This is a genomic window from Salinisphaera aquimarina (genome assembly GCF_042643355.1).
In the GTDB taxonomy this organism is placed as follows: Bacteria; Pseudomonadota; Gammaproteobacteria; order Nevskiales; family Salinisphaeraceae; genus Salinisphaera; species Salinisphaera aquimarina.
In genome coordinates this window covers 973,217-999,731 of record NZ_JBHRSS010000003.1, presented here as the reverse complement: position 1 = coordinate 999,731, position 26,515 = coordinate 973,217, and the positions used below count along the sequence as shown (strand labels likewise).

The following is a 26,515-nucleotide window of genomic DNA, read 5'->3' as shown; positions in this document are numbered from 1 at the left end:
CTTATATCTGCGTCATCTGCGGATAGTCTTTGTTTTTGCTCCTTCCTGCGGGCCTGCGGAACAGGCTGCCAGCCGGCGAGTCAGTGGGTCGCCAGTCGCTCGAGCAGCTCGTCGGTCTTTTCCCGCATCAGGGCTATATCGCCGCGGGTCTCGACGTTCAGGCGTACCACCGGCTCGGTATTGGACTTGCGCAGGTTGAAGCGCCAGCTACCGAAATCCATCGACAGGCCGTCGACGTATTCGACCGCCTCGGCGGCTGTTCCGTAGTGCGATTCCAGATCGGCCAGCGCGGCATCCGGATCGCCGATCTCGCGGTTGATCTCGCCCGAGGCCGGATAGGCGGCGATGCGTTCCTTGACCAGCGTGGACAACGGCTTGCCGCTCTCCGAGATCAGCTGCGCCATCACCAGCCACGGAATATTGCCGTTGTCGGCGTAGGAGAAATCGCGGAAATAGTGATGCGCGCTCATCTCGCCGCCGTAGAGGGCGTCGACGTCGCGCATGGTCTGCTTCATGAACGAGTGGCCGGATTTGGACTGCACCGAGCGGCCGCCGTTCTCCTCGACCTGGGCCAGCGTGTTCCAGGTCAGGCGCGGATCGTGGACGATGGCTTCGCCCGGATTCATCGCCAGCAGCATCTGCGCGATCAGGCCGACGATGTAATAGCCTTCGATGAACTCGCCGTTCTCGTCGAAGAAGAAACAGCGATCGAAATCGCCGTCCCAGGCAACACCGAAATCCGCCTTGTGTTCACGCACCGCGGCGGCCGTGGCCTCGCGGTTTTCCACCAGCAGCGGGTTGGGAATACCGTTGGGCAGGTGCCCGTCCGGCTCGAAATGCATGCGCACGATATCCAGCGGCAGGCGCTCTTCGAGCAGCTCGACCACGAGTCCGGCACAACCGTTGCCCGGATTGGCCACGATCCGCAGCGGCTTGAGATTGTCCGGCTTGATCTGGGCGAGCAGGAAATCGACATAGGCCGCGCGCTGATCCAGCGCGCGCCGCTCACCCGGCCGGTCGGCCAGGGTGAAATCGTTGTGATAGGCGCGTTTTTCGATATCGAACAGGCCGTTATCGGCCGAGATCGGCCGCGCCTGCTCGCGCACGAACTTCAAGCCGTTGTAATCCTTGGGGTTGTGGCTGGCGGTGACCATGATGCCGCCGTCCGCATTCTGCGAGAACGTGCCGTAATAGACTTCTTCGGTGCCGCAAAGGCCGATATCCAGCACGTCGGCGCCGGCCGCCGTCAGGCCCTCGATGAGCGCATCGGCCAGTTCCTGGCTGGACAGGCGCATGTCGCGGCCGACGACCACGGTCTTCGCGCCGATCTCGGCCACGAACGCGCTGCCGATACGGCGCGCGAGGTCGGCGTCGAGTTCATCGGGCACGCGTGCACGGACATCATAGGCTTTGAAGAACGGATAATACTGGCCCATCGGGCATTACTCCTTGTCGTCGGATACTGGCGAGACAGCCGCCGCGGCGCCCTCGCCATCGACAGTATTTTTTGCGTCGGGTTCGACATCGGCGCGGCCGTAGACGTCGTCATAGCGCACGATATCGTCTTCGCCCAGATAGCTGCCGGACTGGACCTCGATCAGATCGAGTTCGACCTTGCCGGGGTTTTCCAGCCGATGCACCGCGCCCAGCGGGATGAAGGTGGATTCGTTTTCGGTGAGCAGCATCTGGCGTTCGTCGCAGGTGACGAGCGCGGTGCCGTGGACCACCACCCAGTGCTCGGCGCGGTGGTGATGGCTCTGCAGCGACAGCCGCCCGCCCGGCGTGACCCGGATATGCTTGACCTGAAAACGCTCGCCGGCGGCGATCTGCTCGTAGCTGCCCCAGGGCCGATAGGCCTTGCGGTATTCCACCGCCTCGCTGCGGCCTTCGACGGCGAGGCGCTGCACGAGCGTCTTGATATCCTGCTCGCGAGACCGATCGGCCACCAGCACCGCATCGGCCGTCTCCACGATGACGTGATCGCGCACGCCCAGGGTGGCCACCAGCCGGCCCTGGCTGTGGACCACGCAATCGTCGCTGTCCTCAAGCCAGACATCGCCACGCGCGCTGTTGCCGCGCGCATCCCGGCCCGCCGCGCGGGCCACGGCCGACCAGCTGCCCAGATCGTTCCAGGCCGCGTCGAGCTCGACCATGACCGCGCGGTCGGTGCCCTCCATGACCGCGTAGTCGATGGAGTCGGCAGGACTGGCGGCAAACGCGTCGGCGTCCAGGCGCAGGAAATCGATATCGGTGCGGGCCGCGGCATGGGCGGCCGCGGCGGCGGCGTGGATATCCGGCGCCTGCTCGGCCAGGGCGTCCAGATAATCCTGGGCGCCGAACAGAAACATGCCGCTGTTCCAGAAATAGTCGCCATGGGCCAGGTATTCGGCGGCGCGTTCGGCATCCGGTTTTTCCACGAACCGCTGCACCGTGCGCACGCCGTCGGCCAGTACGCTGCCGGCCTGGATATAGCCGTAGCCGGTCTCGGCGCGATCCGGCGTGACCCCGAATAGCGTCAGGCGGCCGCGATCGGCGTTGGCGCGTGCCCGCGTGATGGCGTCGGCAAAGGCGGCCGCGTCGCCTATCGCATGGTCCGTGGGCAGTACCAGCAGTTCGGCGTCGCCGCCGTGGCGGGCGCAGATCTCGAACGCGGCAGCAGCGACCGCGGGCGCGGTATTGCGCCCTACCGGCTCGATCATCACCCGGCCGTCGATGCCCGAACTGCGCAGTTGCTCGGCCATCACGAAACGATGCTCGTCATTACCCACGATCAGCGCCGGACCCAGGTCGTCGAGCTGCCTGACGCGCCCGAGCGTCTGCTCGAGCAGGCTGCGGTCGCTGGTGCCGGCAAGGGCCAGAAACTGCTTGGGGCGGCTCTGACGCGACAGCGGCCAGAGGCGGCTTCCCACGCCGCCGGCCAGCAATACCGGTATCAACATGTGTTTCTCCACGGGGCCCTTGAACGGACCATTGAAAGCGACGGGCGTGATCGCCGATCGATAATATCCAGCGCAACGCGAGGCAATTGCGCAAGTCTAGTATAATTTCAAGATATTACTGTGGCGAACCTGGGGGCGCGGGCAATCGTCCGGCGGGCGACTGCCGCAGCGGCGACGGGCCGCGCGCCACATCCAGCAGGACGGGACCAAGCACACGTGATTCGACGACAAACCGCGAAACCGCTCGCCTGTATCCTTTGTGCGCTGAGTATCGTCTCGCCCGCGGCGCTGGCCGTGACCCTGGACGACCTGCAGGCCGACGTCGACGCCGGTCGCTTCACCGACGCGCGCGACCAGAGCAGCGCCTACCTCGCCGATCATCCGGGCAACCGCGATGCGCGTTTTCTGCATGCGCGCGCGCTCGCCGGCATGGATAAGACAAACGCCGCGATTGCCGAATTCAAGGCGCTGGCCGATGATTTTCCCCTGCGCGCCGAACCCGCCAACAACCTGGCCGTGCTCTATGCCCGCCAGGGCGACTACGACCAGGCACGCAAATGGCTGGACAAGGCACTGGCGACCCAGCCGGCCTATGCCACTGCGCATCGCAACCTCGGCGATGTCTATACCGCACTCGCGGATCTGGCCTACCGGCGCGCGCTCGGCAGCAGCGACAGCGCACGGAAAGTCCCGCTGACCCTGCTCGACCGGCTCTATTACGCTCAGGAATCGGTCGCCCCGGGCGATCCGAGCAAACCGGCGCCCACGCCGCCCAAGCCGGCTCCGGAGTCGGTGCCGGCGCCCGAGCCCAAAGCCGAGCCCAAACCCGAAACACCGCCCGAGCCCGTATCGACGCCGACTGACGAGGCTGCGGAAAAAACCGTAGAGGCGCCCCCGCCGGCCGACGACAATCTGAGCATCGTCCAGACCCTGCGCGCCTGGGCGCTGGCGTGGTCGTCGCAGGATTTCGACGGCTATACCGACTTTTATGCCGACGCCTTCGATCCCGGCGACGGCATGAACCGGTCCCAATGGCTGGCGCTGCGCCGGGCGCGCCTAGCCAAGCCCGACAAGATTCATATCCGTATCGAGGATCCCGCGATCACGCCGGTATCCGACGACCGTGTGCAGGTGGATTTCGTGCAACGCTACGAGTCTCCGAGCTACAGTGATCAGGTGAAAAAACGTCTGCTCATGCAGCGAACCCGCGCCGGCTGGCGCATTCTCAGGGAAACGAGCGCCTCGAACTGATGACCATGCTGCGCTTTTGTGCTCCGCTACTGCTCGTGTGCTGCGTCTGGCTGATCGCATGGCCGGTCGCCGGACTGGCCGCCGATGCGCCGGTGTCGTCCGGCAATGCGCCGCATTCGGACGCGGAATCACAGCTGCTTGCGGTGCTCAACCTCGCCCAGCAGGGCGACTACGACAGCGCGATCGACGATCTGTCCGACCTGATTCAGGCGCGGCCGAATTTCCGTCTCGCCCAGCTTGTCTACGGCGAACTGATGGTGGCCCGCACCGGTCGTTCGATCGACCCGCAGATCAGCGCGAACATGCGTGATCAACGCGATGCCCTGCTCGACGAGGCCAAGACCCGCTGGGCGCATCGCATGGCCGCCTCGACCGACGGCAAGGTGCCGGATGTGATCCTGCAGATCGCGCCGCAGTACGAACACGTGATCGTGGTCGATCTGTCCAACAACCGGCTGTACCTGTTCGCCAACGAACAGGGCGTGCCACGGCTGGTATCGGATTTCTATACCACCATCGGCCGCGGCGGCGCCGGCAAGCAGGTCGAAGGCGACATGCGCACGCCCATCGGCATCTACCACATCACCAAGTATCTCAACGACAACATGCTGCCGGAGCTCTACGGCGTCGGCGCGCTGCCGGTGAACTATCCCAACGCCCTGGATCGCGCCAAGGGCCGAACCGGCTACGGGATCTGGCTGCACGGCGTACCGCGTACCACCTACTCGCGCACGCCGCGGGCCAGCGAAGGCTGCGTGGTGATCGCCAACGACGATTTCGAGACCCTCAAGGCCAACGTAACCATCGGCAAGACGCCGGTGATCATGACCGCGGGCCTGAACTGGGTATCGGTCGGCGCCGTGGAATCGCAGCGCACGTCATTGCTTGCGGCGGTGGAAGACTGGCGGCACAGCTGGCAGTCGATCGATACCCAGTCCTATCTGGCCTATTACGCGCCCAGCTTCGTCAGCGCCGCGGGGCGCGACAAGGCCGCGTTTGCCGCCTACAAGAAGCAGGTCAATGCCGTGAAGACGGATATCTCGGTCGATCTGAGCCAGATCAGCCTGTTTCGTTATCCGGGCGAGGACAAAATGGTCAAGGTCGCCTTCACCCAGGATTACAGCAGCAACAACTACCACTCCGAGGACCGTAAGGCCCAGTACTGGCATCAGAACGACCAGGGTGATTGGCAGATCGTGCTGGAGACCGAAGACGACTGACCTCCGGCAGGGGTCGGCCCGGCCCCGAGCCGTGCGATGCGCGACAGCGCTGAAAGCCGGTACGGGACCGCGCCACGGCAAGGCGGACACCCTGCCCGATCGAGATCACGCCGGACAGCACCGGATTAGCGCTTCGGGGCGGACGCCGACCGCCGCCTGGCAGCGGCATCCGTGGCGCCGGCCCGATTATTCAACGATCACTGAATGGATTTCGTAGCCGGCGGAATGGTCACGGCTGTCGCGCGCGTCACGCCATCCGCGGCTGCTCAGGCCGGAACCGACGCGCCGAGGCGAGCCTCCGGCCGGCTGTTGGCGAGCGCCGCCAAGCGTCGCTCAGTCGGCGTTGGCGGCCCGCTGCTGGGCGATCAGGTAGTCGGCCACGTCGAACATCTTTTCGTTGCTGCCTGCGCTGCGGCCACTCAGGTAATACTGCCCGGCCACGCCCAAGCTCGGCGTGGCCGTCACCCGGAACGCGCGCATGGTCTCGCCCGCGGCACGCACCTTGTCGCTGACCGCGTCGCTGTCGAACGCTTCGGCAAACCGATCGCCGTCCACGCCGTGGTCTTCCATGAAATCGCGGATGTCGTCCTCCGACAGCAGGCGCCGGCCCTGTTCGTGGATGGCCGTGAAGATGTCTTCATGCACCTTGTCGAGAACACCCAACTGCTCGGCGGCATAGTAGAGACGTGCATAGACCTGACCGCCGGCGCCGAACAGCACCGGCACCCGCGAGAACTCGACGTCATCGCCCAGCGTCTTGCGCCAGTCTTTGAGTTCGGGCTCGAGGTGGTAGCAGTGCGGGCAGCTGTAGAGGAAAAACTCCACCACCTGGATCTTACCGTCCTCCGGCTGTGCGACCGGATTATCGATGACCTGATAGTGATCACCCGCGACATACCGCGTGATCAGACTCTGGGCGGCTGCCACGCCGGCAAACAGGGTCAGCGTGAGCGCGATGAACGCCGCAATACGTCGCGTCATGATTCCGGTCCTTGGCCGCTGGGCTCGGCCTGTTACTGCTGGGTGGAGTCGGCGCCGGCTTTCTTGCCGGCGTCATCGGCGGGCTTGGACGTATCGGCGTTGCCGCCCTGGTCCGCGGCCGTGTCATTGCCTGCCGCCGAACCGGCTTTCTGCTTGGCCGCGGCATCGGCCTTGTCCGCCTGCTTGGCGTCGCCACCCGCCGCACCGCCGGCCTGAGTGGAGGTATCGCCGCCGGCCTTGTTGTCGCTGCCGTCATTGCCGGCCTCGTCGCCACTCGCCTTGGCCGCGCCCGGGCCGCCAGCGTTCTGCATCAGCGCACCATAGTCCTTCTTGGACGACTTGCCGTCGCTCTGCCCCAGACCGGCGACATACGAGGCCAGTGCCTTGATATCGGTGTCGGAGAGGTTCTCGGCCACGCCGTTCATGATCGTCGCGTTGTGGTAGTCGCTGCGGGTACCGTCGCGATATGCGGTCAACTGGGTCACGATATACTGCGGATTCTGACCGGACAGGCGCGGGAATTTGGCCGCTGCGTTGCCCATGCCCGAGGGGCCGTGGCAACCCGAGCAGGCGGGAATGTTCTTGTCGGCCTTGCCGCTGTGATACAACGCGGCACCCGCCGGAGCGACGGCTATATCGGCCGCGCCGGGCCGGGTCTGCTGCGAGGCGAAATACACCGCGAGGTTCTTCATGTCCTCGTCGGAGAGACCAGACGCCTGCCCCATCATGATTCCGTTCTTGCGTTCACCCGATTTGAACAGCTTGAGCTGCTCGTAAATATAGGGTGCGCCCTGACCGGCGAGCTTGGGGAACTGCGGGGAGACCATGTTGCCCTTGGGGCCGTGGCAGGCGGCACAGACCGCAGCCTTCTGCTGCCCGGCGTCCACATCGCCGTCCATCAAGGGATCGGCGCTGACTGCCCCCGCACAAACTATCAGCCCGAACAACACAATAAAGCGCTTGGTCATGTCGTACTCGTCTCCGACGCAAAACGGAAGCACAATGGCGGCGGTCCGACGCTATACCGGAACACGACCGTCCATCTGGAAATCGTATTTATTGTATACCACCCGATCGGCCGGCCACAGCCTGCATGCATGGCGCCGCCTGCGTCGCGCTCTTCTCACACCCAGCCGGTAGCTTTTCATGAACCTGCTCAAGCCAACGGATTTCAAGGACATGCAGTTTGTATGTTCGGCGCCGACCCCGCGCGCATTTCCCGACCCGGAAGGCCCGGAAATCGCCTTCGCCGGACGTTCCAACGCCGGAAAATCGAGCGCGCTGAATGCGATCTGCGAGCGCGTCGGGCTCGCGCGCACCAGCAAGACGCCGGGGCGAACCCAGGCCATCAACTTCTTCGAAAGCGGCCCATTGCGCTTTGCGGACCTGCCCGGCTACGGCTACGCGCGCGTGCCGCCGGCCACCAAGGCCGCCTGGCAGGCGCTCATCGAAGGCTATCTCAGCGGGCGTACGACGCTGACCGGCGTGGTTCTGATCATGGATGCGCGACGCCCGCTCACCGCGTTCGATCGCCAGTTCCTGGACTGGGGCACCCGCTTCGGTCTGGCTTTCCATCTTATTCTAACCAAGGCGGACAAACTGTCGCGCAACCAGCAGATCAAGGCCTTGCGTGGCGTGGAGCAGGAAATCGAGGGGGCGACAATGCAGCTGTTTTCGGCGAGCAAGCGCCAGGGCATCGACGAGGCACGCGCAGCGATCGCGACACTGGCGAGCGCGCCCGACCAGTAATTATTTGCAAATGCGAATCATTCGCATATAAGATCGATGAACAATTCGTCTCTGGGCATCGACATGGGATACGACATCCGCGCGTGGCTGGACCGCGACGGCACGCCGCAACTGCAGATCATCGATATCGAGTCGGGCGACGTGCACGTGGCCTGGGCGCCTCGCAAGCATCGTTCGCGCGAACTGAAATCGTTGTTCCACGAGCTTATGTTACTGAGTGTAAGGGAAAAACTGACTCGTCAACGACAGCCGGGCTGATCGAGACAGCGCGCTCGTCGACTCGGACCAACCATTTGTCGGGAATCCGGCGCGTTTATTCGACGCGGCGGATTTTCTATGGCATAAAGTGTCCAGATCACTGATTGCTCAGGGATAAAAAAGCCCCGACAGCAGGGGGAATACTGTCGGGGCGGCCGGTCCGGCCTTGGGGGAAGGAACCGGACCTGTTTACCGCTCAGGGAGAAAAGCGGGCAAGCACGTAGCTTGCATGGAATAAGACCGGTCACTGACAGCTTAGTTCCAGGGTTCACGAAAAAAATTTGGGATTTTTTTCGGCCGGCCTAGCACAAGCTGGAAACACCACGCAGCACACCGGTTGCACATGTCGACAGGGATACAAAAAAAGAAACCCCGGCGGTAGGGGGAATACCGTCGGGGTAGTTTTTCCGGTCATTGGGGGGAACCGGAATCGTTTGCCGCTCAGGGAGAAAAGCGGGCAAGCACGTAGCTTGCAAAAAGTAAGACCTCGCGGTATCGAGGGAAGTTCCAGCGAATTCAAAAAAATTTCGGCAGTTCGAATTTTCTGTTGGGGAACAGGACATCGGCCCATTGCCGACAGCTCTGCGACGCAGGCCCGACACGTGGTCGGCACAACGCAGGCAAAAAGAAACCCCGACGACAGGGGGAGTATCGTCGGGGTAATTTTCCGGTCATTGGGGGGAACCGGAATTGTTTGCCGCTCAGGGAGAAAAGCGGGCAAGCACGAAGCTTGCGAAGAATAAGACCTCGCCATGGCGAGCGAAGTTCCAACGAATTCGAAAAAATTTACGGCGGACCGATGCACCTGTTGGGGAACAGGGAATCGGACCGCTGCCGACGAAGCCGCGACGCCGGATCGGGACTTGGCCTGAGCGGAAACGCAGGCCAAAAGAAACCCCGGCGATAGGGGGAGTATCGTCGGGGTAAGCGTTACCGGCCTTGGGGGGAACCGGATTTTTAAAGCCCGCTAAGGGAGAAAAGCGGTGTAAGCGCTATGCGTCGCTTATGCAGGGTCAGACCGGCGCCTGTCGGCCGAGTTCCCGATAAAACGAAAATAATTTCCGGCCCCGCTGACCGTGTTGATTTCGGGGTGTTTTTTCCGTCGACAGCCCCCGCTTCCAAATCGCTTTGCACATCTTGGTGACAACGGCTGCGCACAGATCGCCCATGCACGAATACCTATTGCCGACCCCGGCATTTCATCGGCTGACAGCGCCATCACAACTCTTTGCCGAAACTGACGTCGCGCTCAGTGCGCCAGCTGCCAGTTGTCGGCGATCCCGGCCTCGGCCAGCAACGGCACGTCCAGCTGCGCGATCGCGCCCATGCGCTCGCTGATGAGCTTCCCCAGCCGCTGGGCCTCCTCGCGGGGCACTTCGAAGACCAGTTCATCGTGTACCTGCATGATCATGCGTGCCGGCTCGCCGGTTTCGTGCAGCCAGGCATCGATCTCGATCATCGCTTTCTTGATCAGATCCGCCGCCGTGCCTTGCAGGGGCGCGTTGATGGCCGTGCGTTCGGCGTACTGGCGGCGCTGGGCGTTCTTGGCATTGATCTCGGGCAGATACAGCCGGCGGCCGTAAAGCGTCTCTACATAGCCCTGAGCGGCCGCGGCCTTGCGGGTATCGTCCATGAAACGACGCACGCCAGCAAAGCGATCGAAGAATTTCTCGATATAGGCACCGGCCTCGTCGCGGCCGATATCGAGCTGCTTGGACAGGCCATAGGCCGACATGCCGTACATCAGGCCGAAGTTGATGGCCTTGGCGGCACGCCGCTGATCGTTGCTGACATCGTCGAGCGCGGCATCGAACACCTCGGCCGCGGTGGCGGCATGCACGTCGAGCCCGTCGTTGAAGGCTTTGAGCAGCACTTCATCGCCGGACAGATGCGCCATGATGCGCAGCTCGATCTGGGAATAATCGACCGCGAGAATCTGCTGGCCGGGCGGGGCAATGAAAGCCTCGCGAATCCGGCGCCCGGTCTCGGTCCGGATCGGGATGTTCTGCAGATTGGGGTCGGAGGAGGACAGCCGCCCGGTCGCCGCCACCGCCTGATGATAGGAGGTATGGATGCGTCCGGTCTGCGGGTTGATCTGGGTGGGCAGCTTGTCGGCATAGGTCGAGCGCAGCTTGGACAGCTCGCGCCAGTCGACGATCATGGCCGGCAGTTCGTGGCGGTCGGCGAGCTCGCGCAGCACGTCCTCCGCGGTACTGGGCGCGCCCTTGGGCGTCTTGCGAATCACCGGCAGCCCGAGCTTGTCGAACAGGATTTCCTTGAGCTGGGCGGGCGAACCGAGATTGAACTCGCCACCGGCCGCGTCATACGCCTGGGTCTTGATCTGCTCCATGCGTTCGGCCATTTCCTGGCTGACGCGGCCGAGCAGATCGCGGTCGACGAGTACGCCGGTAGCCTCGACCCGGGCCAGTACCGGCATGAGCGGCATCTCGATATCGGTATACAGCGCTTTCAGCTGCGGCGTTTCGGACAGCCGTGCGTAGAGCAGCTGATGCAGCTGCAGGGTGACGTCGGCGTCCTCGGCGGCATAGGGCGTAGCGATATCCAGCGCCACCTGATTGAAGGTGATCTGTTTCGTGCCCTTGCCCGCGACTTCCTCGAACTTCGTGGTCTTGCGCTCTAGATACTTCTGCGCCAGCGAATCCATGTCGTGGCGGGTGGCGGTGCTATCCAATACATAGGACTCGAGCATGGTGTCGAAATCCGCGCCCTGGATATCCACGCCGTGGCGCTTGAGCACGTTGATATCGTATTTGATGTGCTGGCCGAGCTTGGGGATGTCGGGGTTTTCGAGCACGCGCCGGACCCGATCGAGAACCGTCTTCGGCGCCAGCTGATCCGGCGCGCCCATGTAGTCGTGTGCGATCGGCACATACCAGGCCTGGCCGGGTTCGACTGCGAACGACAGACCCACCAGATTCGACTGCATGGACGACAGGGCGTCGGTTTCGGTATCCACGCAGATCAGCGCGGCGGCCTCCAGCTTTGTCATCATCGCCTCGAGCGCATCTTCGTCGAGCACGGTGCTGTAATCGGTTTCGGCCGGTTCGGCCGTGCTCTCGGCGGCCGGTACGTCGATGTCCTCGAGAAAACGGTGGAACTCGAAGCGGCGATAAAGCTCGGCCAGGGTCGCACTGTCCGGCGCGCGCCGGGTCAGATCATCGGCATCCTCGTCGAGTTCCAGCGCGGTACGGATGGTGGCCAGATCCTGGTAGAGCGGCAGATCGGCCAGCGCGGCGCGCAGGTTGTCGGCGACCTTGCCGCCGATCTTGTCGGCATTGTCGATCACGCCCTGCAGCGAACCGTATTCGTTGAGCCATTTGGCCGCGGTCTTGGGGCCGACCTTGTCCACGCCGGGGATATTGTCGGAGGAGTCGCCCACCAGCGCCAGGTAATCGGTGATCAATTCGGGACCGACGCCGAATTTCTCGCGCACGCGTTCCTCGTCGGTGACCCGATCCTGCATGGTGTCCAGCAGCGCCACACGGGCGTTGACCAGCTGCGCCATGTCCTTGTCGCCGGTGACGATCAACACCTCGCCCGAGTCGCGCGCGGTGAGCGTGCCGATGACATCATCCGCTTCCACGCCCTTGACCTGCAGCATGGGCAGCCCGAGGGCGGCGATTACGGCCTTGATGCCCTCGAACTGGGTCGAGAGTTCTTCCGGTACCGGCGGGCGATTGGCCTTGTAGTCGGCGAACAGCTCGTTGCGGAAAGTGCCGCCGCGGGGGTCGAAGACCACCACGATGCGATCGGCCTCGTACTCGCGCAGGAACTTGCGCAGCATGTTGGTCATGCCATAGATCGCGCCGGTCGGCTCGCCGTCGCCGTTGGTCAGCGGCGGCAGCACGTGATAAGCGCGATAGAGCCAGGACGAACCGTCGATAAGAATCAGCGGGCCTTTCGGAGCGGCATTGGGCATGGGCAATACGGATCGTGCCGCGTCACGTCGACGCAGGGAATTGTGGAGCACAGCTTAAGGAACCTCTGCTCTAGTTGTCACGGATCGCGTTTACCCTAGAAATGCTTTAGGCCAAAGACGTCGATACAAGACGCGTGGCGCCTCGCCCGGGTCATTCCCGGGTCAAGCTACGCAACGCCGTAACGGCGTCTTTGGGGCCAAACCCCATGCGGAGCATGGCGCCGGGCCTTTGCGCGCGCCTGGACGGCGTCATCAGTCGTTCATGTGCAATGAGCACACCGCTCTTCTTCCTTGCCAGACGCGCGCAAAGGACTCCGGCGCGACCGCGACGACTAAAGCAGAGGTTCCTGTACGCGAGCGGCGCGGCGAGGGCAGCCACATCCGAGTCGCCGGACGGCTAGTCAACTCGGCAGACGCCGCTCGCCGCGCATCAGATCGGCAATGGTCTCGCGGGCCCGCACTTCGTGCGGCACGTCGCCGTCGACCATGACCTCGGCGACCCGCGGGCGCGCGTTGTAGGTCGAGGCCATGGTGAAACCATAGGCGCCGGCGCTGCGCACCGCGAGCAGATCGCCTTCGGTCAGCGCCAGTTCGCGGTCGCGGCCGAGAAAATCGCCGGTCTCGCAGATCGGGCCGACGATCTCCCAGCGCCGCGCCTCGACGGTGCCCGTGGTTTCGGTCACCGGCACGATCGCCTGCCAGGCATCGTAGAGCGCCGGGCGCAGGAGGTCGTTCATGGCTGCATCCACAACGGCGAAATGCTTGTCGTCGGCCTCGATGCCGGGCTTGAGCAGCTCGACGCGGGTCAGCAGCACACCGGCATTGGCTGCCAGCACGCGGCCGGGCTCGACCACGAGCTTGAGATCGCGTCCGGCCACCAGGTCGCGGATCGCAGTGGCGTATTCGGCCGGCGATGGCGGCGTTTCGTCACGATAGCGAATGCCCAGGCCGCCGCCGACATCCAGATGCCGGATCACGATGTCGCACTCGGCCAGACGGTCGATCAGCGCCAGCACGCGCTGCACCGCATCCTTGAACGGCGCAAGGCGGGTCAGCTGCGAGCCGATATGACAATCCACGCCGCGGATGGCGATGCCCGCAAGCGTCGCCGCCTGTGCATAAATCGCCTCGGCGCGCTCGATACCGACCCCGAACTTGTTGTCCTTCAGGCCGGTGGCGATATAGGGGTGGGTCTGGGCGTCGACGTCGGGATTCACGCGCAGCGAAATCGGGGCGATCTTGCCCATGCGCCGGGCGACCGTGTCGATACGCGCGAGCTCCACCTCGGATTCGACGTTGAAGCAGGCGATACCGACTTCCAGCGCACGTTCTATCTCATCGACCCGCTTGCCGACCCCGGAAAACACGACCTTGGCCGGGTCGCCGCCGGCGGTGATCACCCGTTCCAATTCGCCCACCGAGACGATATCGAAGCCACTGCCCAGATCGGCCAGCAGTCCGAGCACGCCGATATTGCCGTTCGCCTTTACCGCAAAACAGATGTCGTGATCGATGCCGGCCAAGGCATCGTCGAACACGCGGTAATGGCGCGTCAGCGTGGCCGCACTATAGACATAGCACGGCGTGCCGAAGCGCTCGGCGATCGCGGACAGGGACACGCCTTCGGCGTGCAACACGCCGTCTCGATACTGGAAATGGTCCATCAGCGGCTGTCGTTATCGGAGTCGTCCGCGTTGCCGGCGCCCTGCGGCGCCGGCCGGCTGGCCTGGTCGTCATCGCTGCTGTTCATGCCGAACGGGCCGTCGGTCTGCGATTCGGGCGCCTCGCCCGGCAGGAACAACGGCCCTTTCTGACCGCAGCCGGTCAGCAGGGCACTCGCCACTAGGCTCAGCAAAAACGCGATACAGCTCGCTTTCATCATCGTCCGGCGACCGAAGGAATAAACGCCGATTCTAACAGCGCAGGCGGCCCGTGATCAGACGCCCAAGTGCTTGGCGAGAAAGCGCAGGTGGTCTTCCATGAAGCTGGCAATGAAGAAATAGCTGTGGTCGTAGCCTTCGCGCCGACGGACTTCTACCTGGGCACCGACCTGATCGGCGGCTTCTTCCAGGCGATGCGGATGCAGCTGTTCTTCGTAGAAGCCGTCATCCAGACCCTGCTCGATCAGGATCGGGGGCAACGATTCGCCGTTGCTCGCGCGCCCCATGATCGCGGTGGCATCGTATTCAAGCCAGGCGTCGCGGTTGTCGCCGAGGTATTTCGGCAGTGCCTTGTGGCCCCATGGCACTTCGCTGGGCGCACAGATCGGCGAGAACGCCGAGATGGCGGCAAAGCGATCCACGTTGCGCAGGCCCACAACGAGTGCCCCGTGGCCGCCCATGGAATGACCGGAAATGGCCTCGCGCGACAGATCCAGCGTGGTGCCGAACTCGTCGGCCAGCAAGGCCGGCAACTCGCTCGTGACGTAGTCATACATCTGATAGTGCGAGGCCCAGGGTGCTTCAGTGGCGTTGACATAAAAGCCCGCGCCCTTGCCCATGTCATAGCTGTCTTCGTCGGCGACGTCGTCGCCGCGCGGGCTGGTGTCGGGCGCCACGATCGCGATGCCCAGTTCGGCAGCGACGCGCTGGGCGCCGGCCTTGTTGACGAAATTCTCGTCGGTACAGGTCAGCCCCGACAGCCAGTACACCACCGGCACGCGGCGCGTATCCGCCAGCGGCGGCAGATAGAGCGCGAACGTCATCGTGCAGTTGCAGACCTCGGACTTGTGCGTGTAGCGCCGCTGCCAGCCGCCGAAAGCCTTGTGTTCGTCGATCTTTTCCATCACCGGATTCTCTTTATCGTCGAGCAAAAACGCCGCGACGACCGGTATCGGTGCCGCGGCGTGACGTGTCGTATCGTCGTGGGTCTAGAAGTGCAGGACCGAGCGGATCGCCTTGCCTTCGTGAAGCAGGTCGAAGGCTTCGTTGATCTTCTCGAACGGCAGATCGTGGGTGACGAAATCGTCCAGATTGATCTCGCCGTCCATATAACGCTTCACATAGCCCGGCAGCTGGGTACGGCCCTTGACGCCGCCGAAGGCGGAGCCGCGCCATACGCGACCGGTGACCAGCTGGAACGGACGCGTCTCGATGGTTTCGCCCGCGCCGGCCACGCCGATGATGGTGGATTCACCCCAGCCCTTGTGGCAGCACTCGAGCGCGCTGCGCATGATGTTGACGTTGCCGATGCACTCGAAGGAGTAGTCCACGCCGCCGTCGGTCAGTTCGATGATGACCTGCTGGATCGGGTCGTCGTAATCCTTGGGGTTGACGCATTCGGTCGCGCCCAGCTGCTTGGCGAACTCGAACTTGCTCGGGTTGATGTCGATGGCGATGATGCGCGAGGCGTTGGCCATGCGCGCGCCCTGGATCACGGCCAGGCCGATCGCGCCGAGACCGAACACGGCCACGGTGGAGCCTTCCTCGACCTTGGCGGTATTGAACACCGCGCCGATGCCGGTGGTGATGCCGCAGCCCAGCAGACAGATCTTGTCCAGCGGGGCTTCCTTGCTGACCTTGGCCAGCGATACCTCGGCCACCACCGTGTATTCCGAGAACGTGGACGTTCCCATGTAGTGAAACAGTTCCTTGCCGTTGCACTTGAAACGCGACGTGCCGTCGGGCATGACGCCCTGGCCCTGGGTCTCGCGCACGGAGCTGCACAGGTTGGTCTTGCCCGACTTGCAGAACTTGCACTCGCCGCACTCGGCGGTATACAGCGGAATCACGTGATCGCCAGGCTTGACGCTGGTCACGCCTTCGCCGACTTCCTCCACCACACCGCCGCCTTCGTGGCCCAGGATGATCGGGAAATGGCCTTCCGGGTCCGAACCCGAGAGCGTGTAGGCGTCGGTATGGCATACGCCGGTGGCCACGATCCGAACCAGCACCTCGCCTTTCTTCGGCGGCGCGACTTCGACTTCCTCGAGCGAAAGGGGTTTGCCCGATTCCCAGGCAACAGCAGCACGAGATTTCATAGGTTCTCCTCGTTCAACGCGCTAGACGCGTGTTCGTTCTTGTATGAAACACAGATCTTCGAGTCTATCGCATTGGTCGGGCTTATACGCAACCAAAATTTCCTTGCAAGCATTCGCGCCGCTGGCCAGACTTGCGCGCTTGGCTTACCGCAATCCGGTCACCGCATGCTCGACTGTATCGAAATCGAACCCCGTTCCGAGGCCACCGCGAGTGTGATCTGGCTGCACGGCCTGGGCGCCGACGGCAACGACTTCGTACCGATCGTCGAGGAACTGGGCCTGCCTGCCGACCACGGCATCCGTTTCGTGTTTCCGAATGCACCGGTACGCCCGGTCACGATCAACAACGGCATGCCGATGCGGGCCTGGTACGACATCAAGGGCATGGCGATCGCGGACAAGCAGGACGCCGAGGGTATCCGCGCCAGCGCCGCCGAGATCGAAGCGCTGATCGCGCGCGAGGCCGAGCGTGGCGTGGCCGCCGACCATATCGTGCTGGCCGGGTTTTCCCAGGGCGGTGCCATTGCCCTGCACGCCGGCGTGCGCCACGCCGACGCACTGGCCGGGATCATGGCCCTGTCGACCTATCTGCCGCTTGCCGAGACGCTGGCCGACGAGGCCAGCGACGCCAATCGCGGCGTCTCCATCATCATGGCCCACGGCAGCGAGGATCCGGTCGTGCCGATCACGCTGGGCCAGGCCAGCCGCGATCATCTGCAACAGGCCGGCTACGACGTGGCATGGCACGAGTATCCGATGCAGCACCAGGTGTGTCTGCCACAGATCGCCGAAATCGGGCGCTGGCTGCGCGCGCGTCTGACCGGCAGTTGATCGGCGCATGATCGACACGCTGCAGCAACTGATCGGTGAGTATGGCTATTTCGCGGTCGCACTGGGCTGCTTTCTGGAAGGCGAGACCGCGATCCTGCTCGGGGTGTTCGCGGCCCATCGCGGCATTATCGACGTCAATGGCGTGCTGATCGCGGCCATCATCGGCACCATGATCGGTGACAACCTGTGCTTTCATATCGGCCGTCGCATGGGCCGGCCGGCGCTCGACAAACGCCCGGCATGGCGGCCCAAGGTCGCCCGCGTCGAGGAACTGCTGCAGCGCTACGGCGCACCGATGATGATCGGTTTTCGTTTTCTCTACGGCCTGCGCTACGTCACCCCGTTCGTGTTCGGCTCACTGGGGATCTCGCCGCTGCGCTTCTTCATTCTCGATGCCATCGGCACGGTCATCTGGGCCGGCACCATCACCTTGATCGGCGTGTACCTGGCCGATGCCGTGCAGGGAGCGTTGGCGCATATCCAGAACGTCGAACAGCTGCTCGTGATCGTGCTGGTGATCGCGGCCGCGGTCGGCTTCGGCATCTATCGGCTGCGCCGTCGCAGGAAGACAACGCCGCCGTCGCAGTAGCGCCGGCAGGGATCTCGCCCGCCGGTTCCACGAAATTAGCCATTGCTGGCGGCGAGCACACGTCGCCGGCACGCTTGGCCGGACACCACTAGCGATCGATGGAATAGACGATATCGCCACCGGTGGCCGCGCCGCTGGACTGGGTCTCCAGACGCCAGTGCGAACTCAGCGTATAGCGCATGGATAGCGTCGAGACCGGGTTGAACAGCCCGATGCCGTAGCTGACATAGAGCTTGGGCGACAGATACTTGCCGACCGTGAATGCAGCCTGATCGCTGCCTTCGCCGGCGCCGCTACCGATACCGATATCGTCGACACCCAGACGATCGCCGACATCGTTGAGCACCTTGTTGCCGCGACTGCTGCCCAGCGCCAGGGCCGCGCGCGCGACCAGACTGGCCTGCTTGCTGTTGGTGCCGTCGAGCGGGCGGCCCAGCAGCAGCCAGGACAATTGCTGCGACTGACTCATGCCGGGTTCGGAAAACAGGGTCAGCCTGGGTTGGCTGATCGGCCCGCGCACCTGAACGCCAACGGTGATGTCCTCGCTGGGATAGCGGGCCGCCTTGATATCCAGACCCGGCGAGCTCACCGGTCCGCCGGCGAACAGAATCCGGCCTTCCTGAATATCCAGGCTCTGACCATAGGCGCGATAGGCGCCGTCGACGACACGGATCTCGCCGGTGCCGGTGGGCACGTCGCCCGGCTGCTGCACCACCCGCAGATCACCGGTGAGATTGGCGGTCAGGCCGAAGCCGTCGATGCTGACCTTGTCACCCAGAATGACCCGAACGTCGGCATGAATGGCGCGCGAAATAGCCGCGGCTTCCGGGGTGGTGCCGTCGTCGCTGACGATCACCTGATCGCCGGAGACCGTGGTCACCCCGGCCGCGGGCAGATCGCGCGGCGTGATCGACGCCTCGGGAATGGTCACGCTGCCGGTGACGTCCACCCGCGTCGGGGTGACCGCCACTTTCAGGTCGGGGCTGACAAAGGCCTTGGCGTCGGGGATGTTGACGACCTGGAAGCGATCGCCCTCGATCGTGAGGTCGACATCCTGGCCTTCGTCGTTGAGCGCGATCGCACCGTTGGCGCTGAGCTGGCCGCCGCCGGAGGTGGCCGCGGCATCGATATCGATGGAATCGCCGCGGCCGACCGCCGCGAGTTTGACGCCGGTGAGCACCAGCCCCGGCGTGACCAGCACGATGCGCGAGGCATCGAGGGTAATGTTGCCGAGCACATTGGGCTTGGCCAGGGTGCCGTTGAGGCGCAGATCGCCGGCGATGTGGCCATTGAGCTCGTCGACTTCGGGCGAGAGTTTTTCCACCACGCTCAGCTTGGCGATATCGATGTTCACGCTGCCGCTGAGCGGGCGTTCGGTCAGCGGCTGCGAACCGCCGCCGACGTTCATGTCCGCGCGGATACCGCCGGTGTCGGCCAGCGGCAGATTCACCGACGCATCCAGCCCGGAGTCGTTGAGCACGGCGCTGATGCGCCCCGGCTGCATGTCGACGATGCGCACCACGCTGTCGTCCGGCTGGGTCATGTCCACGCTGCCGTTGCTGGTGGTCAGCTGGGCGTTGACGTCGGGGTTGCCGTTGGTCGGCAGACGCGCATCGACGGTGCCGGAGATCGAGCCGTCGATATCCAGGCCCTCGGGGAAGAACGGGCGGGCGTAATCGTAGGCGAAATCGGACAGCTGGACATGCGCCGCGCTGGCCTTGGCGTCGTGCGAACCGCGCAGACACACGCGCGACCCGCCCGAGGTCAGGCAGGCATCCTTGATCGATTGGGCATTGGCGGACACCAGCCCGGACGCCGGCGCGGCCAGCGACCAGGGGGCGAGCTTGTCGTAGGCCGCGGTCAGGCGATTGAGGGTGAAGCGCCAGTTCATGGTCTTCTTGTTCAGGCCGCCGTCCAGACCCAGGTCGGCCTTGGCGATATCGCTATCGACCCTGGCGCTGATCGAGTGCGCCGAGGGCGTGCCATCCATGTTCAACACGACCGCGTCGATCTTCTGGCCGCCGGCGTCGACACCGTCGATGTTCAGTTCCACCTTCGACTGGCTGGCGCCCGACCAGTCCACGCGGGCATCGAGGGCGGCGCTGTTCACGCGGTTGGCCTCGAAGGCGATATTGCGGCCGTCTAGGGTGGCGCGCACGTTGGGCGCGGCGACCTTGCCCTTGACCGTGCCGCTGGTCTTGAGCGTACCCGCCAGCGTCGGCCAGGCGGTGGACAGGTCGGTGGAATCGATATCCCAGCGGCCGTCGAGCAGCGCGTCCGGGGTCCAGCCGAAGCGGCCTACGATATCCGCGGTGGTTGCGCCGGACACCAGATGAAGCTTGTCCACGAGCACATGATCGCCCAGATACCGGGCCTTGGCGTCGAGCCGTAGCGGTTGGCCGCGCAGGGTGCCGTTGGCGGTGAGTGTGTCGACGTTGGCGGTGAGTACATCGCCATCCTGCTTGGCGCGCACGTCGGCGTCGAGATCGAAATCGCCCGGCACGTCGGCCACGATCGCACCCGGGTTGATGCCGCGACCCTCGAGATGGGCGACCACGTCCAGCGCCGGCGCCCAGATCACTTTCGCGTTGCCACTGATATCGCCCGGACCGCCGCTGATATTCAGCTTGGCCAGATCGAACGACTCCATGGTGCCGCTGCCGTCGAGGCTGAGCTTGCCCTCGGTCTGGCCGACGACCTGCCAGGCGAGCGCGGTATCGAGCTGATAGGCGGTCATCTCGCCGGTCAGGCGGACCTTGCCGTTGTCCGAACGATACGCCGGCGCGCCCTTGAGCGGCCACTGCAGCTCAGACCAGTCCACGGTCAGGTCCATGGCGTTGCCTTCGGCCAGCGCCACCTGTCCCTTGGCGGACAGATTGCCGCTCATGTCGGGACTGCTCAGATCCAGCCGGTCGATGATCACCGCGGCCGGCGTGTAGTGCACCAGCGCGCTGACCACGGCCTTGCCGTAGTCGGCGCTGTCGGCGTTGGTGTCGAGGGTGACCGCGAGATTGTCGATCGGGCCTTTCGCGGTCACGGTGGTGCTGACGCTGGCCTCGGGCAGATCCTTCTTGATCTGCTGCAGGTGGGTGTCGTCGAGCGTGACGGTGGCATCTACTTCAGGCGCATCCAGCGCGTCGGCGACCGCGCCCTTGAGCGACACGTTATAGGGGGCGTTGACCTGCGCGGCGAAACCCAGGCTCGACAGATCACCCTTGATCTCGGCCTTGGCCTTGACCGGGGCCAGATCGGGCAGCCGCAGGGTCGCGTTCAAACCCAGGTTGGTGGCATAGCCACCGCGCGGATTGAGCGCGGCGTTGGCGTCGATATCGAACAACGGGCCGTTGCCTGTGAGCGATTCGATCTTCCAGTTCTCGCCGTCCAGGCGCGCGTTGACCAGGCGCACCGTGTCGACCACGATCGGCTCGGCCTCGGGCGCGGTGATCGCGGACAGATCGTCGAGCGAGACACGATCGATCTGGACCGTCACCGGCAGGTCGATGGCGTCGGGCAGCGAGAACGGCTCGCCGGTCGGTTCCGGTTCCGGCGCCGCCTCGACCACCTGGGTGACCTCGTAGTCGAGCCCGCGCACGGCCAGATTCCTGACGTGGACGGTCCGCGACAGCAGTTCCTTCGCGGTCCAGTCGAAATCGACCGCGTTGACCGCCAGATGCAGGCTGTCGGTGTCGACCTTCACACCGCGCACTTCCAGCGGCCCGATCAGCCGGCCCTCGACGCTCGCCACCTCGATGCCCTCGGGCAGGCGCGGGCCAATCTGGCCCCAGGCGAAATCCAGACCGCTGCGGGTGGTCGCCACCCAGGCCACCAGGCCGATGACGATCAGCACCAGCAGCAGCACGATCAGCAGCGTCCACTTGATGACGCGCCAGACGCGCGAGCGCCGTTTCCTGGGTTTGCGCTGCTTCTTCGCCTTGGGATCCGGCGTGTTGTCGGGCTGCTCGCTCACAGATCGGGGCCGAGACTGAAGTGGATACGGAAGTTGCTGTCCGGATCATCCAGTGGGTGCGCCAGATCGAGCCGGATCATGCCCACCGGCGAGGCATAGCGAAAGCCGATGCCCACGCCGCGCTTGAAATCGAAGCTGGTGGTATTGGCCACGTCGCCGGCATCGAAGAAGGCGGCCACGCCGAACTTCTTGTAGACGCGATAGTCGGTCTCGATGCTGCCCACGGCGAGATACTGGCCGCCGATGTCTTCCTTCTTGCCGTTGGTGGGGCTGATCGACTGGTAGGAATAACCGCGCACGGTGCGGTCGCCGCCGGTGAAGAACCGCTGCGACGGCGGCAGGTTCTCGAAGTCGTTGACCTCGGTGGCGCCCAACTCGGTACGCAGCAGCAGGCGGCTGCGCGAAGTCATGGGCAGTACGGCCCGGCCGGTGAACTTCGCCTGGACGAAATCGGTGCTCGAGCCCAGTGTTTCGCTGGCCCCGTGCACGTCCAGCGACGCGCTCACGCCCTTGCGCGTATCCAGCAGGTTGTCCGCCTTCTGCAGGGTGATGGTGTAACCCGGATACAGCAGCGTCGAGGTGCGATCACCGGCGCCGTCATTCAAGTCGTAGGTTTCACGCTCGAGATTGATATACGCACGCTTGCGGCCCAGCGACCAGCCGGTGTCGCGCACCGCGCCCACGCCGTACAGAAACGAGCTGATATCGCCGAAATCCTCGTTGGTGACCTTGGCGGTGAAGCTGAGCTTGTCCTGGGCCACGTTGGAAATCGGAATATCGTAGGACGACTGCAGGCTCTGCTTGACCGCGGACAGACGCAGATCGGTCGAGAACTGGTGGCCGCGCTTGTTCAGATGCCGGAACTTCACGCCCACGCCCACGCGCGGACCGGTATCGGTGCCATAACCGCCGGAGAGCGTATAACTCTGCGGTTTGCTCGGCTGGGCGCTGACGGTCACCGGAATCTGCAGCCGGCCGACGCTGATCAGCGGGTCTTCCGGCGGATAGAGAATATCGAACAGCCAGTCCTCGATCGGGCCTTCACGCTCGGCCTTGCCGCGATCGGCCTGGATCTCGATCTCGTTGAAATAATCGGTATCGCCCAGAATCAGCTGCAGATCGACCAGACGCTCGGCGTTGAACGGCTCGCCGGCCGCAAACGGCACGAAGCGCTGGGCGAAGTTATCGTTGAGCACGTCCTGATCCAGCGTCACCGCACCGAAGTAGTAGCGCTCGCCAGTGTCCATGACCAGATCGATCTGGGCGGTATTGTCGGCCGGGTTGACCCGAATGGCCGATTGCGAAAAACGCGCATCGAGATAACCCGCGTTGTAGGCGGCGTTATACAGCGCGGTCTTGGTCGCGGTGTAGTCGGCGTGCACCAGACGCTTGCCTTCGGCGAGCTGGGTGTCCCTGAGCGCTTCCTTGATGTCGGGGTACTCGTCGCCCGGGCCATTGACCGCAAGATTGACGGTTGTGACCTTGGTGACCGGCCCGTGGTCGATCTTGAAAGTCGCCTGCCAGGTCTTGTCGTCTTCCTTGTTCGGGGCGTCGAGATTGGTCGTGACCACGGGGTTGTAGTAGCCGAAGGGCGCGAGCGCGTTCTTGATCTCATCGGGGGAGAGGCGATACAGGCGTCGTATCTGGCCACCGGACCAGGGCTCGTCGTGCTCACCCGCTACCGACAGCGACTTGCGCACATTGGTCAGCAACGGATCATCGATACCGTCGATACGTATATTGACGGTGTCCGCAATGGCCGGATGGATGAGCAGCCCGGCGATAGCGATCACCAGGATATGGCGCCCGCGCCGGCCCTGTAGATACTTGCGATAATGCTGAATCACGTGGCCCGAAACACCTGCCAGGTTGTACCCGTTGACGCGGGGTAACGCGTCAAACCCCTTGATCGATCGCCTGGCCGAGACACACGGACCCCAAGCAAGACGCCCAGATTACCCCAGAACCCGGACCGTACCGAAAGCGTAGCACCTCGGTACATGACGAACACTTACGCGGCTCGCGGGGCTCTGGATGACGGTACAGCCGCTCTCAGTCCCCAAAATTGTAGATTCTGAGATCGATCAGATCATCGATACCGGTAATACCCAGTACGCGGCTGTAGAAACTGCGCTCGGACTCGATCGCGGTCCGGATGTTGGCGGCGTCGCGAAAACCGTGGCGTTCATCGGCAAACGTAACATACGCCACCGGCACACCCTGCGAGCGCAGCGCAGCCACCATGGTCTCGGCCTGATCCGGCGGCACGACCTTGTCCTGGAGGCCTTGCAGGAACAGCACCGGGCAGGCCAGTCGCTCGGCGTGGGGCAGGGGCGAGCGTTCGACCAGGCGCGCCGGATCGGCGCCAATCAGCCCGACCAGATAACGCGACTCGAACTTGTGCGTGGACGCCATCAGCCGGGTCAGGTCGCCAATCCCGTAATAGCTGGCACCGGCCGCGGCGACATCGGTGAACGTAAGCACACACAACACGGTATAGCCGCCAGCACTGCTGCCGGAGATCAGCACGCGCTCGCCGTCGATATCACCGCGGTCGGCCAGATATCGCGCGCCGGTGGCGCAATCGGCCACATCGGCGATACCCCAGGCATCGTCCAGCTTGCCGCGATAGGCACGCCCGTAGCCGGTGCTGCCGCGATAGTTCACATCCAGCAACGCATAGCCGCGTGAGGTCCAGTATTGGATACGTGCATCCAGCGCAGTACTGGTCGCACCCGTCGGCCCACCGTGGCACTTGAGTATCAGCGGCGGGCGGGCGTCGGCCGGGCCCGCACAGTCGGCGTTGACCGGCGCATAGAACAAACCGTGGGCGCGGTCGCCGTCCGTCGTCGACCAGCTGATCGCCTGCGGTTGCGACAACGACACGCCGTCCGGCAGACCGTCGCCGGCGCGCAGGACGCGGGCGCTGCGAGACGGCGTGGCCGGCGCGGCAAAATACAGAACGCTTTTCGGGGTCGCCGCATCGGCCGCGATCACCACCAGATCGTCGCCGATGGCATGCAGATGTTCGAAGAAATCCTGGGCCAGCGGCCAGGGCGTGAAGGACCCGTCCTCGGTATCGACCTCGCCCAGCTGCCAGCGGCCGGCGCGGGTCGCCATGGCATAAAGCCGACCGTCGGCGGTGAAGGCGTACGTGCTCTGACCGAACACCCATTGCGGCACGCCGAACTCGGCCTGCTCGCGGGTGAGTTGCGCAAAGCCGCCACCGGCGCTGTCTTCGCGATAGATATTCCACCAGTCGTCGGCGTCGCAGACGATATGCAGGCGTCCGTCGGGCGCGAATACCGGCGCGAACAACGACGCCCGCTCAGGTGCCCAGCGACACGACGGCGCGCCGATACGCCCGTCGGCATCGATCTCGGCCTGCCAGAGCGCGGTGGCATCCCAGGGCATATCGGGATGATTCCAGGCCAGCCAGACCAGCCGATCGCCGGCCGGCGACAGGCGCGGGCTGGCATAGAAATCGTGGCCGCTGTGGATCCCGGTGCGCCGACCCTGCGCGTCGATCATCTCGAGCGCGGCCTGGGGTTCGGCGTCGGCGCGCGGCGTCTCCGCAACCGCGATCAGCCGATCACGGCCGGCGTCGTACTGCAGATCGGCGAAATGCACGTCATCGTCGACGTCGGTAAGCGGCGCGAGATCGCCCGCGGGTTCACGCCGCCAGATCGCCTGATCGGCCGCGTTGACGAACCAGACCACCCCGGCGTGCACGGTGAACGCCGCGCCGCCGTATTCGTGGACCGCGCTGCGCGCGCTCGCCGGCGCGTCCAGCAACGACTCGGCCTCGCCGGCGTCGTTCAGGCGCATTATGGTGTTGCGCCCGGCCTCGTCCGGGCAGCTTTCCAGCCAGTACAGCAGCGGCGCGTCCACGCCGTGATCGATACGCAGATCGGTGAACTTGCGGCCGGCAGCGGCCACGTGATCGGCGCTGATGGCGGATGGCCAGCTGCCGTAGGGACGGATATTGGTCATGCGCGGTCTTTCCTCTGCCTGGGTCCGTAATGCTTGGGCCCGTGCGTCCGCGTGGCGACGAGCCAGTGTTCGTGAACCCGGTGATCAATCGCGGCATCGGCATCGAAACCGTGCTCATGAAAATCCACGCGCCCGTCGATACGGCGGGTGATCACGGTCGAGGCCCGGGTGCCGTAACGCGGACTCTGGATGAACAGCGACGATAGAAAGCGTTCGTGTTCCGGGCCGATGCCGGTATCGGGCAGGGTTTCGGTGGCCGCCGGGTCGGCATCGGCCAGCAGTTCGAAACCCGCCTGTGCATCGAACGCATCGCGCTCGATCAACGCCCGCAGGCGGGTCTGGGCGCGTTCGGTCTTGGGCCAGTGGTCGCCCCAGTGGCCGTTGGAGATGGCGTGCACGCCGGGCCTGAGTCGGGTACGGCGTACATCGCCGCGATTGGAGACGAACCAGAGCGTGTCGAGATCGCCGATCAGCAGGTTGAACGGACCATAGGCCTGTGCACCCGCGGGGATCCGATCGGCCCAGCCAGCGGCGCTCTCGCTGGAGGCAAAATAATCACGCACCAGCCAGCCGCGCGACAGACGAACACCGGCCGCGGCCGGCTCGCGCACGTTGGTGACGGCCGCAAACCGGCCCTGTCGATCCATGCCGCACCAGGCGCCGCCGGCTTCCAGATCGCGGCCGGCGAACAACCCTGCCGGGGTATCCCACCACTGCGCGGCGGCGGTAGCACGGGCATGAAACTCGTCGCGATTGGCGGTTACCACCAGCGGCCGATCCGCGGCGACCTGCCAGGCAAAGGCGATCAGGCACATGGC

General features: G+C 64.5%; 19 protein-coding genes. 6 read left to right on the top strand and 13 right to left on the bottom strand.

The window, feature by feature from the left end; translation table 11 throughout:
- Nucleotides 1-80: 80 nt before the first annotated feature.
- The gene (locus ACFOSU_RS08055) at nt 81-1,436 is read right to left on the bottom strand and encodes a phosphomannomutase (protein ID WP_380688263.1); all 1,356 of its coding nucleotides are present in this window, start codon (nt 1,434-1,436) and stop codon (nt 81-83) included.
- Between the two features lie 6 nt (nt 1,437-1,442).
- The gene (locus ACFOSU_RS08050) at nt 1,443-2,939 is read right to left on the bottom strand and encodes a mannose-1-phosphate guanylyltransferase/mannose-6-phosphate isomerase (protein ID WP_380688261.1); all 1,497 of its coding nucleotides are present in this window, start codon (nt 2,937-2,939) and stop codon (nt 1,443-1,445) included.
- 216 nt (nt 2,940-3,155) lie between these two features.
- On the opposite strand from ACFOSU_RS08050, the gene ACFOSU_RS08045 reads away from it, so the two are divergent.
- Both ACFOSU_RS08045 and ACFOSU_RS08040 read left to right on the top strand, forming a co-directional pair.
- On the top strand, nt 3,156-4,190 hold the full coding sequence (locus ACFOSU_RS08045; RefSeq protein WP_380688259.1) for a L,D-transpeptidase Cds6 family protein: 1,035 nt from the start codon (nt 3,156-3,158) through the stop codon (nt 4,188-4,190).
- Nucleotides 4,190-5,410 (top strand): L,D-transpeptidase family protein, encoded by a 1,221-nt coding sequence (locus ACFOSU_RS08040; RefSeq protein ID WP_380688257.1) that lies wholly within the window; start codon nt 4,190-4,192, stop codon nt 5,408-5,410. The genes ACFOSU_RS08045 and ACFOSU_RS08040 overlap by 1 nt, the downstream gene beginning before the upstream one ends.
- Before the next feature lie 333 nt (nt 5,411-5,743).
- On the opposite strand, the gene ACFOSU_RS08035 is transcribed toward ACFOSU_RS08040, so the two are convergent.
- Nucleotides 5,744-6,391, bottom strand: coding sequence for a thiol:disulfide interchange protein DsbA/DsbL (locus ACFOSU_RS08035; RefSeq protein ID WP_380688255.1), 648 nt, complete (start codon nt 6,389-6,391; stop codon nt 5,744-5,746).
- Nucleotides 6,392-6,423: 32 nt separating this feature from the next.
- Nucleotides 6,424-7,359 carry a c-type cytochrome gene (locus tag ACFOSU_RS08030; protein ID WP_380688253.1) on the bottom strand — a complete coding sequence of 312 codons (936 nt, stop codon included), beginning with the start codon at nt 7,357-7,359 and terminating at the stop codon, nt 6,424-6,426.
- Between the two features lie 178 nt (nt 7,360-7,537).
- On the opposite strand from ACFOSU_RS08030, the gene yihA reads away from it, so the two are divergent.
- Nucleotides 7,538-8,140 (top strand): ribosome biogenesis GTP-binding protein YihA/YsxC, encoded by a 603-nt coding sequence (gene yihA, locus ACFOSU_RS08025; protein ID WP_380688251.1) that lies wholly within the window; start codon nt 7,538-7,540, stop codon nt 8,138-8,140.
- Nucleotides 8,141-8,203: 63 nt separating this feature from the next.
- Nucleotides 8,204-8,398, top strand: coding sequence for a hypothetical protein (locus ACFOSU_RS08020; protein ID WP_380688249.1), 195 nt, complete (start codon nt 8,204-8,206; stop codon nt 8,396-8,398).
- Between the two features lie 1,249 nt (nt 8,399-9,647).
- Here the strand turns inward: ACFOSU_RS08020 and polA are convergent.
- From polA to ACFOSU_RS07995, 5 genes are all read right to left on the bottom strand, one after another.
- Nucleotides 9,648-12,338 (bottom strand): DNA polymerase I, encoded by a 2,691-nt coding sequence (gene polA, locus ACFOSU_RS08015; RefSeq protein ID WP_380688247.1) that lies wholly within the window; start codon nt 12,336-12,338, stop codon nt 9,648-9,650.
- Nucleotides 12,339-12,739: 401 nt separating this feature from the next.
- Nucleotides 12,740-14,002, bottom strand: coding sequence for a diaminopimelate decarboxylase (gene lysA, locus ACFOSU_RS08010; RefSeq protein WP_380688245.1), 1,263 nt, complete (start codon nt 14,000-14,002; stop codon nt 12,740-12,742).
- A complete protein-coding gene (gene lptM / locus ACFOSU_RS08005; protein WP_380688243.1) occupies nt 14,002-14,217 on the bottom strand; it encodes an LPS translocon maturation chaperone LptM in 216 nt (71 codons plus the stop codon). The genes lysA and lptM overlap by 1 nt, the downstream gene beginning before the upstream one ends.
- A gap of 57 nt (nt 14,218-14,274) precedes the next feature.
- On the bottom strand, nt 14,275-15,123 hold the full coding sequence (gene fghA, locus ACFOSU_RS08000; protein WP_380688241.1) for an S-formylglutathione hydrolase: 849 nt from the start codon (nt 15,121-15,123) through the stop codon (nt 14,275-14,277).
- 84 nt (nt 15,124-15,207) lie between these two features.
- Nucleotides 15,208-16,317 carry an S-(hydroxymethyl)glutathione dehydrogenase/class III alcohol dehydrogenase gene (locus ACFOSU_RS07995; RefSeq protein ID WP_380688239.1) on the bottom strand — a complete coding sequence of 370 codons (1,110 nt, stop codon included), beginning with the start codon at nt 16,315-16,317 and terminating at the stop codon, nt 15,208-15,210.
- 165 nt (nt 16,318-16,482) lie between these two features.
- Between ACFOSU_RS07995 and ACFOSU_RS07990 the strand changes: the two genes are divergently transcribed.
- Together ACFOSU_RS07990 and ACFOSU_RS07985 are read left to right on the top strand one after the other, a co-directional pair.
- Complete coding sequence (locus ACFOSU_RS07990) at nt 16,483-17,148, top strand: alpha/beta hydrolase (RefSeq protein WP_380688237.1); 666 nt, start codon at nt 16,483-16,485, stop codon at nt 17,146-17,148.
- A 7-nt stretch (nt 17,149-17,155) separates the two neighbouring features.
- Nucleotides 17,156-17,737 (top strand): DedA family protein, encoded by a 582-nt coding sequence (locus tag ACFOSU_RS07985; RefSeq protein WP_380688235.1) that lies wholly within the window; start codon nt 17,156-17,158, stop codon nt 17,735-17,737.
- 88 nt (nt 17,738-17,825) lie between these two features.
- Here ACFOSU_RS07985 and ACFOSU_RS07980 read toward each other — a convergent pair whose 3' ends face one another.
- From ACFOSU_RS07980 to ACFOSU_RS07965, 4 genes are all read right to left on the bottom strand, one after another.
- Nucleotides 17,826-21,704: a translocation/assembly module TamB domain-containing protein gene (locus ACFOSU_RS07980; protein ID WP_380688233.1), complete on the bottom strand. Its 3,879-nt coding sequence runs from the start codon at nt 21,702-21,704 to the stop codon at nt 17,826-17,828.
- Nucleotides 21,701-23,551, bottom strand: coding sequence for an autotransporter assembly complex protein TamA (locus ACFOSU_RS07975; RefSeq protein ID WP_380688231.1), 1,851 nt, complete (start codon nt 23,549-23,551; stop codon nt 21,701-21,703). The genes ACFOSU_RS07980 and ACFOSU_RS07975 overlap by 4 nt, the downstream gene beginning before the upstream one ends.
- Nucleotides 23,552-23,756: 205 nt before the next feature.
- Nucleotides 23,757-25,697: a S9 family peptidase gene (locus ACFOSU_RS07970; protein WP_380688229.1), complete on the bottom strand. Its 1,941-nt coding sequence runs from the start codon at nt 25,695-25,697 to the stop codon at nt 23,757-23,759.
- The gene (locus ACFOSU_RS07965; protein ID WP_380688227.1) at nt 25,694-26,512 is read right to left on the bottom strand and encodes an NRDE family protein; all 819 of its coding nucleotides are present in this window, start codon (nt 26,510-26,512) and stop codon (nt 25,694-25,696) included. Before ACFOSU_RS07965 ends, ACFOSU_RS07970 begins: the two co-directional genes overlap by 4 nt.
- Nucleotides 26,513-26,515: the final 3 nt, after the last annotated feature.

Excerpts from the sequence above, each read along its gene's own strand:
- ACFOSU_RS08055 (WP_380688263.1), bottom strand. The coding sequence starts at position 1,436 with ATGGGCCAGTATTATCCGTTCTTCAAAGCCTATGATGTCCGTGCACGC.
- ACFOSU_RS08050 (WP_380688261.1), bottom strand. The coding sequence starts at position 2,939 with ATGTTGATACCGGTATTGCTGGCCGGCGGCGTGGGAAGCCGCCTCTGG.
- ACFOSU_RS08040 (WP_380688257.1), top strand. The coding sequence starts at position 4,190 with ATGACCATGCTGCGCTTTTGTGCTCCGCTACTGCTCGTGTGCTGCGTC.
- ACFOSU_RS08035 (WP_380688255.1), bottom strand. The coding sequence starts at position 6,391 with ATGACGCGACGTATTGCGGCGTTCATCGCGCTCACGCTGACCCTGTTT.
- ACFOSU_RS08030 (WP_380688253.1), bottom strand. The coding sequence starts at position 7,359 with ATGACCAAGCGCTTTATTGTGTTGTTCGGGCTGATAGTTTGTGCGGGG.
- yihA (WP_380688251.1), top strand. The coding sequence starts at position 7,538 with ATGAACCTGCTCAAGCCAACGGATTTCAAGGACATGCAGTTTGTATGT.
- ACFOSU_RS08020 (WP_380688249.1), top strand. The coding sequence starts at position 8,204 with ATGGGATACGACATCCGCGCGTGGCTGGACCGCGACGGCACGCCGCAA.
- polA (WP_380688247.1), bottom strand. The coding sequence starts at position 12,338 with ATGCCCAATGCCGCTCCGAAAGGCCCGCTGATTCTTATCGACGGTTCG.
- lysA (WP_380688245.1), bottom strand. The coding sequence starts at position 14,002 with ATGGACCATTTCCAGTATCGAGACGGCGTGTTGCACGCCGAAGGCGTG.
- lptM (WP_380688243.1), bottom strand. The coding sequence starts at position 14,217 with ATGAAAGCGAGCTGTATCGCGTTTTTGCTGAGCCTAGTGGCGAGTGCC.
- fghA (WP_380688241.1), bottom strand. The coding sequence starts at position 15,123 with ATGGAAAAGATCGACGAACACAAGGCTTTCGGCGGCTGGCAGCGGCGC.
- ACFOSU_RS07995 (WP_380688239.1), bottom strand. The coding sequence starts at position 16,317 with ATGAAATCTCGTGCTGCTGTTGCCTGGGAATCGGGCAAACCCCTTTCG.
- ACFOSU_RS07990 (WP_380688237.1), top strand. The coding sequence starts at position 16,483 with ATGCTCGACTGTATCGAAATCGAACCCCGTTCCGAGGCCACCGCGAGT.
- ACFOSU_RS07985 (WP_380688235.1), top strand. The coding sequence starts at position 17,156 with ATGATCGACACGCTGCAGCAACTGATCGGTGAGTATGGCTATTTCGCG.
- ACFOSU_RS07970 (WP_380688229.1), bottom strand. The coding sequence starts at position 25,697 with ATGACCAATATCCGTCCCTACGGCAGCTGGCCATCCGCCATCAGCGCC.
- ACFOSU_RS07965 (WP_380688227.1), bottom strand. The coding sequence starts at position 26,512 with ATGTGCCTGATCGCCTTTGCCTGGCAGGTCGCCGCGGATCGGCCGCTG.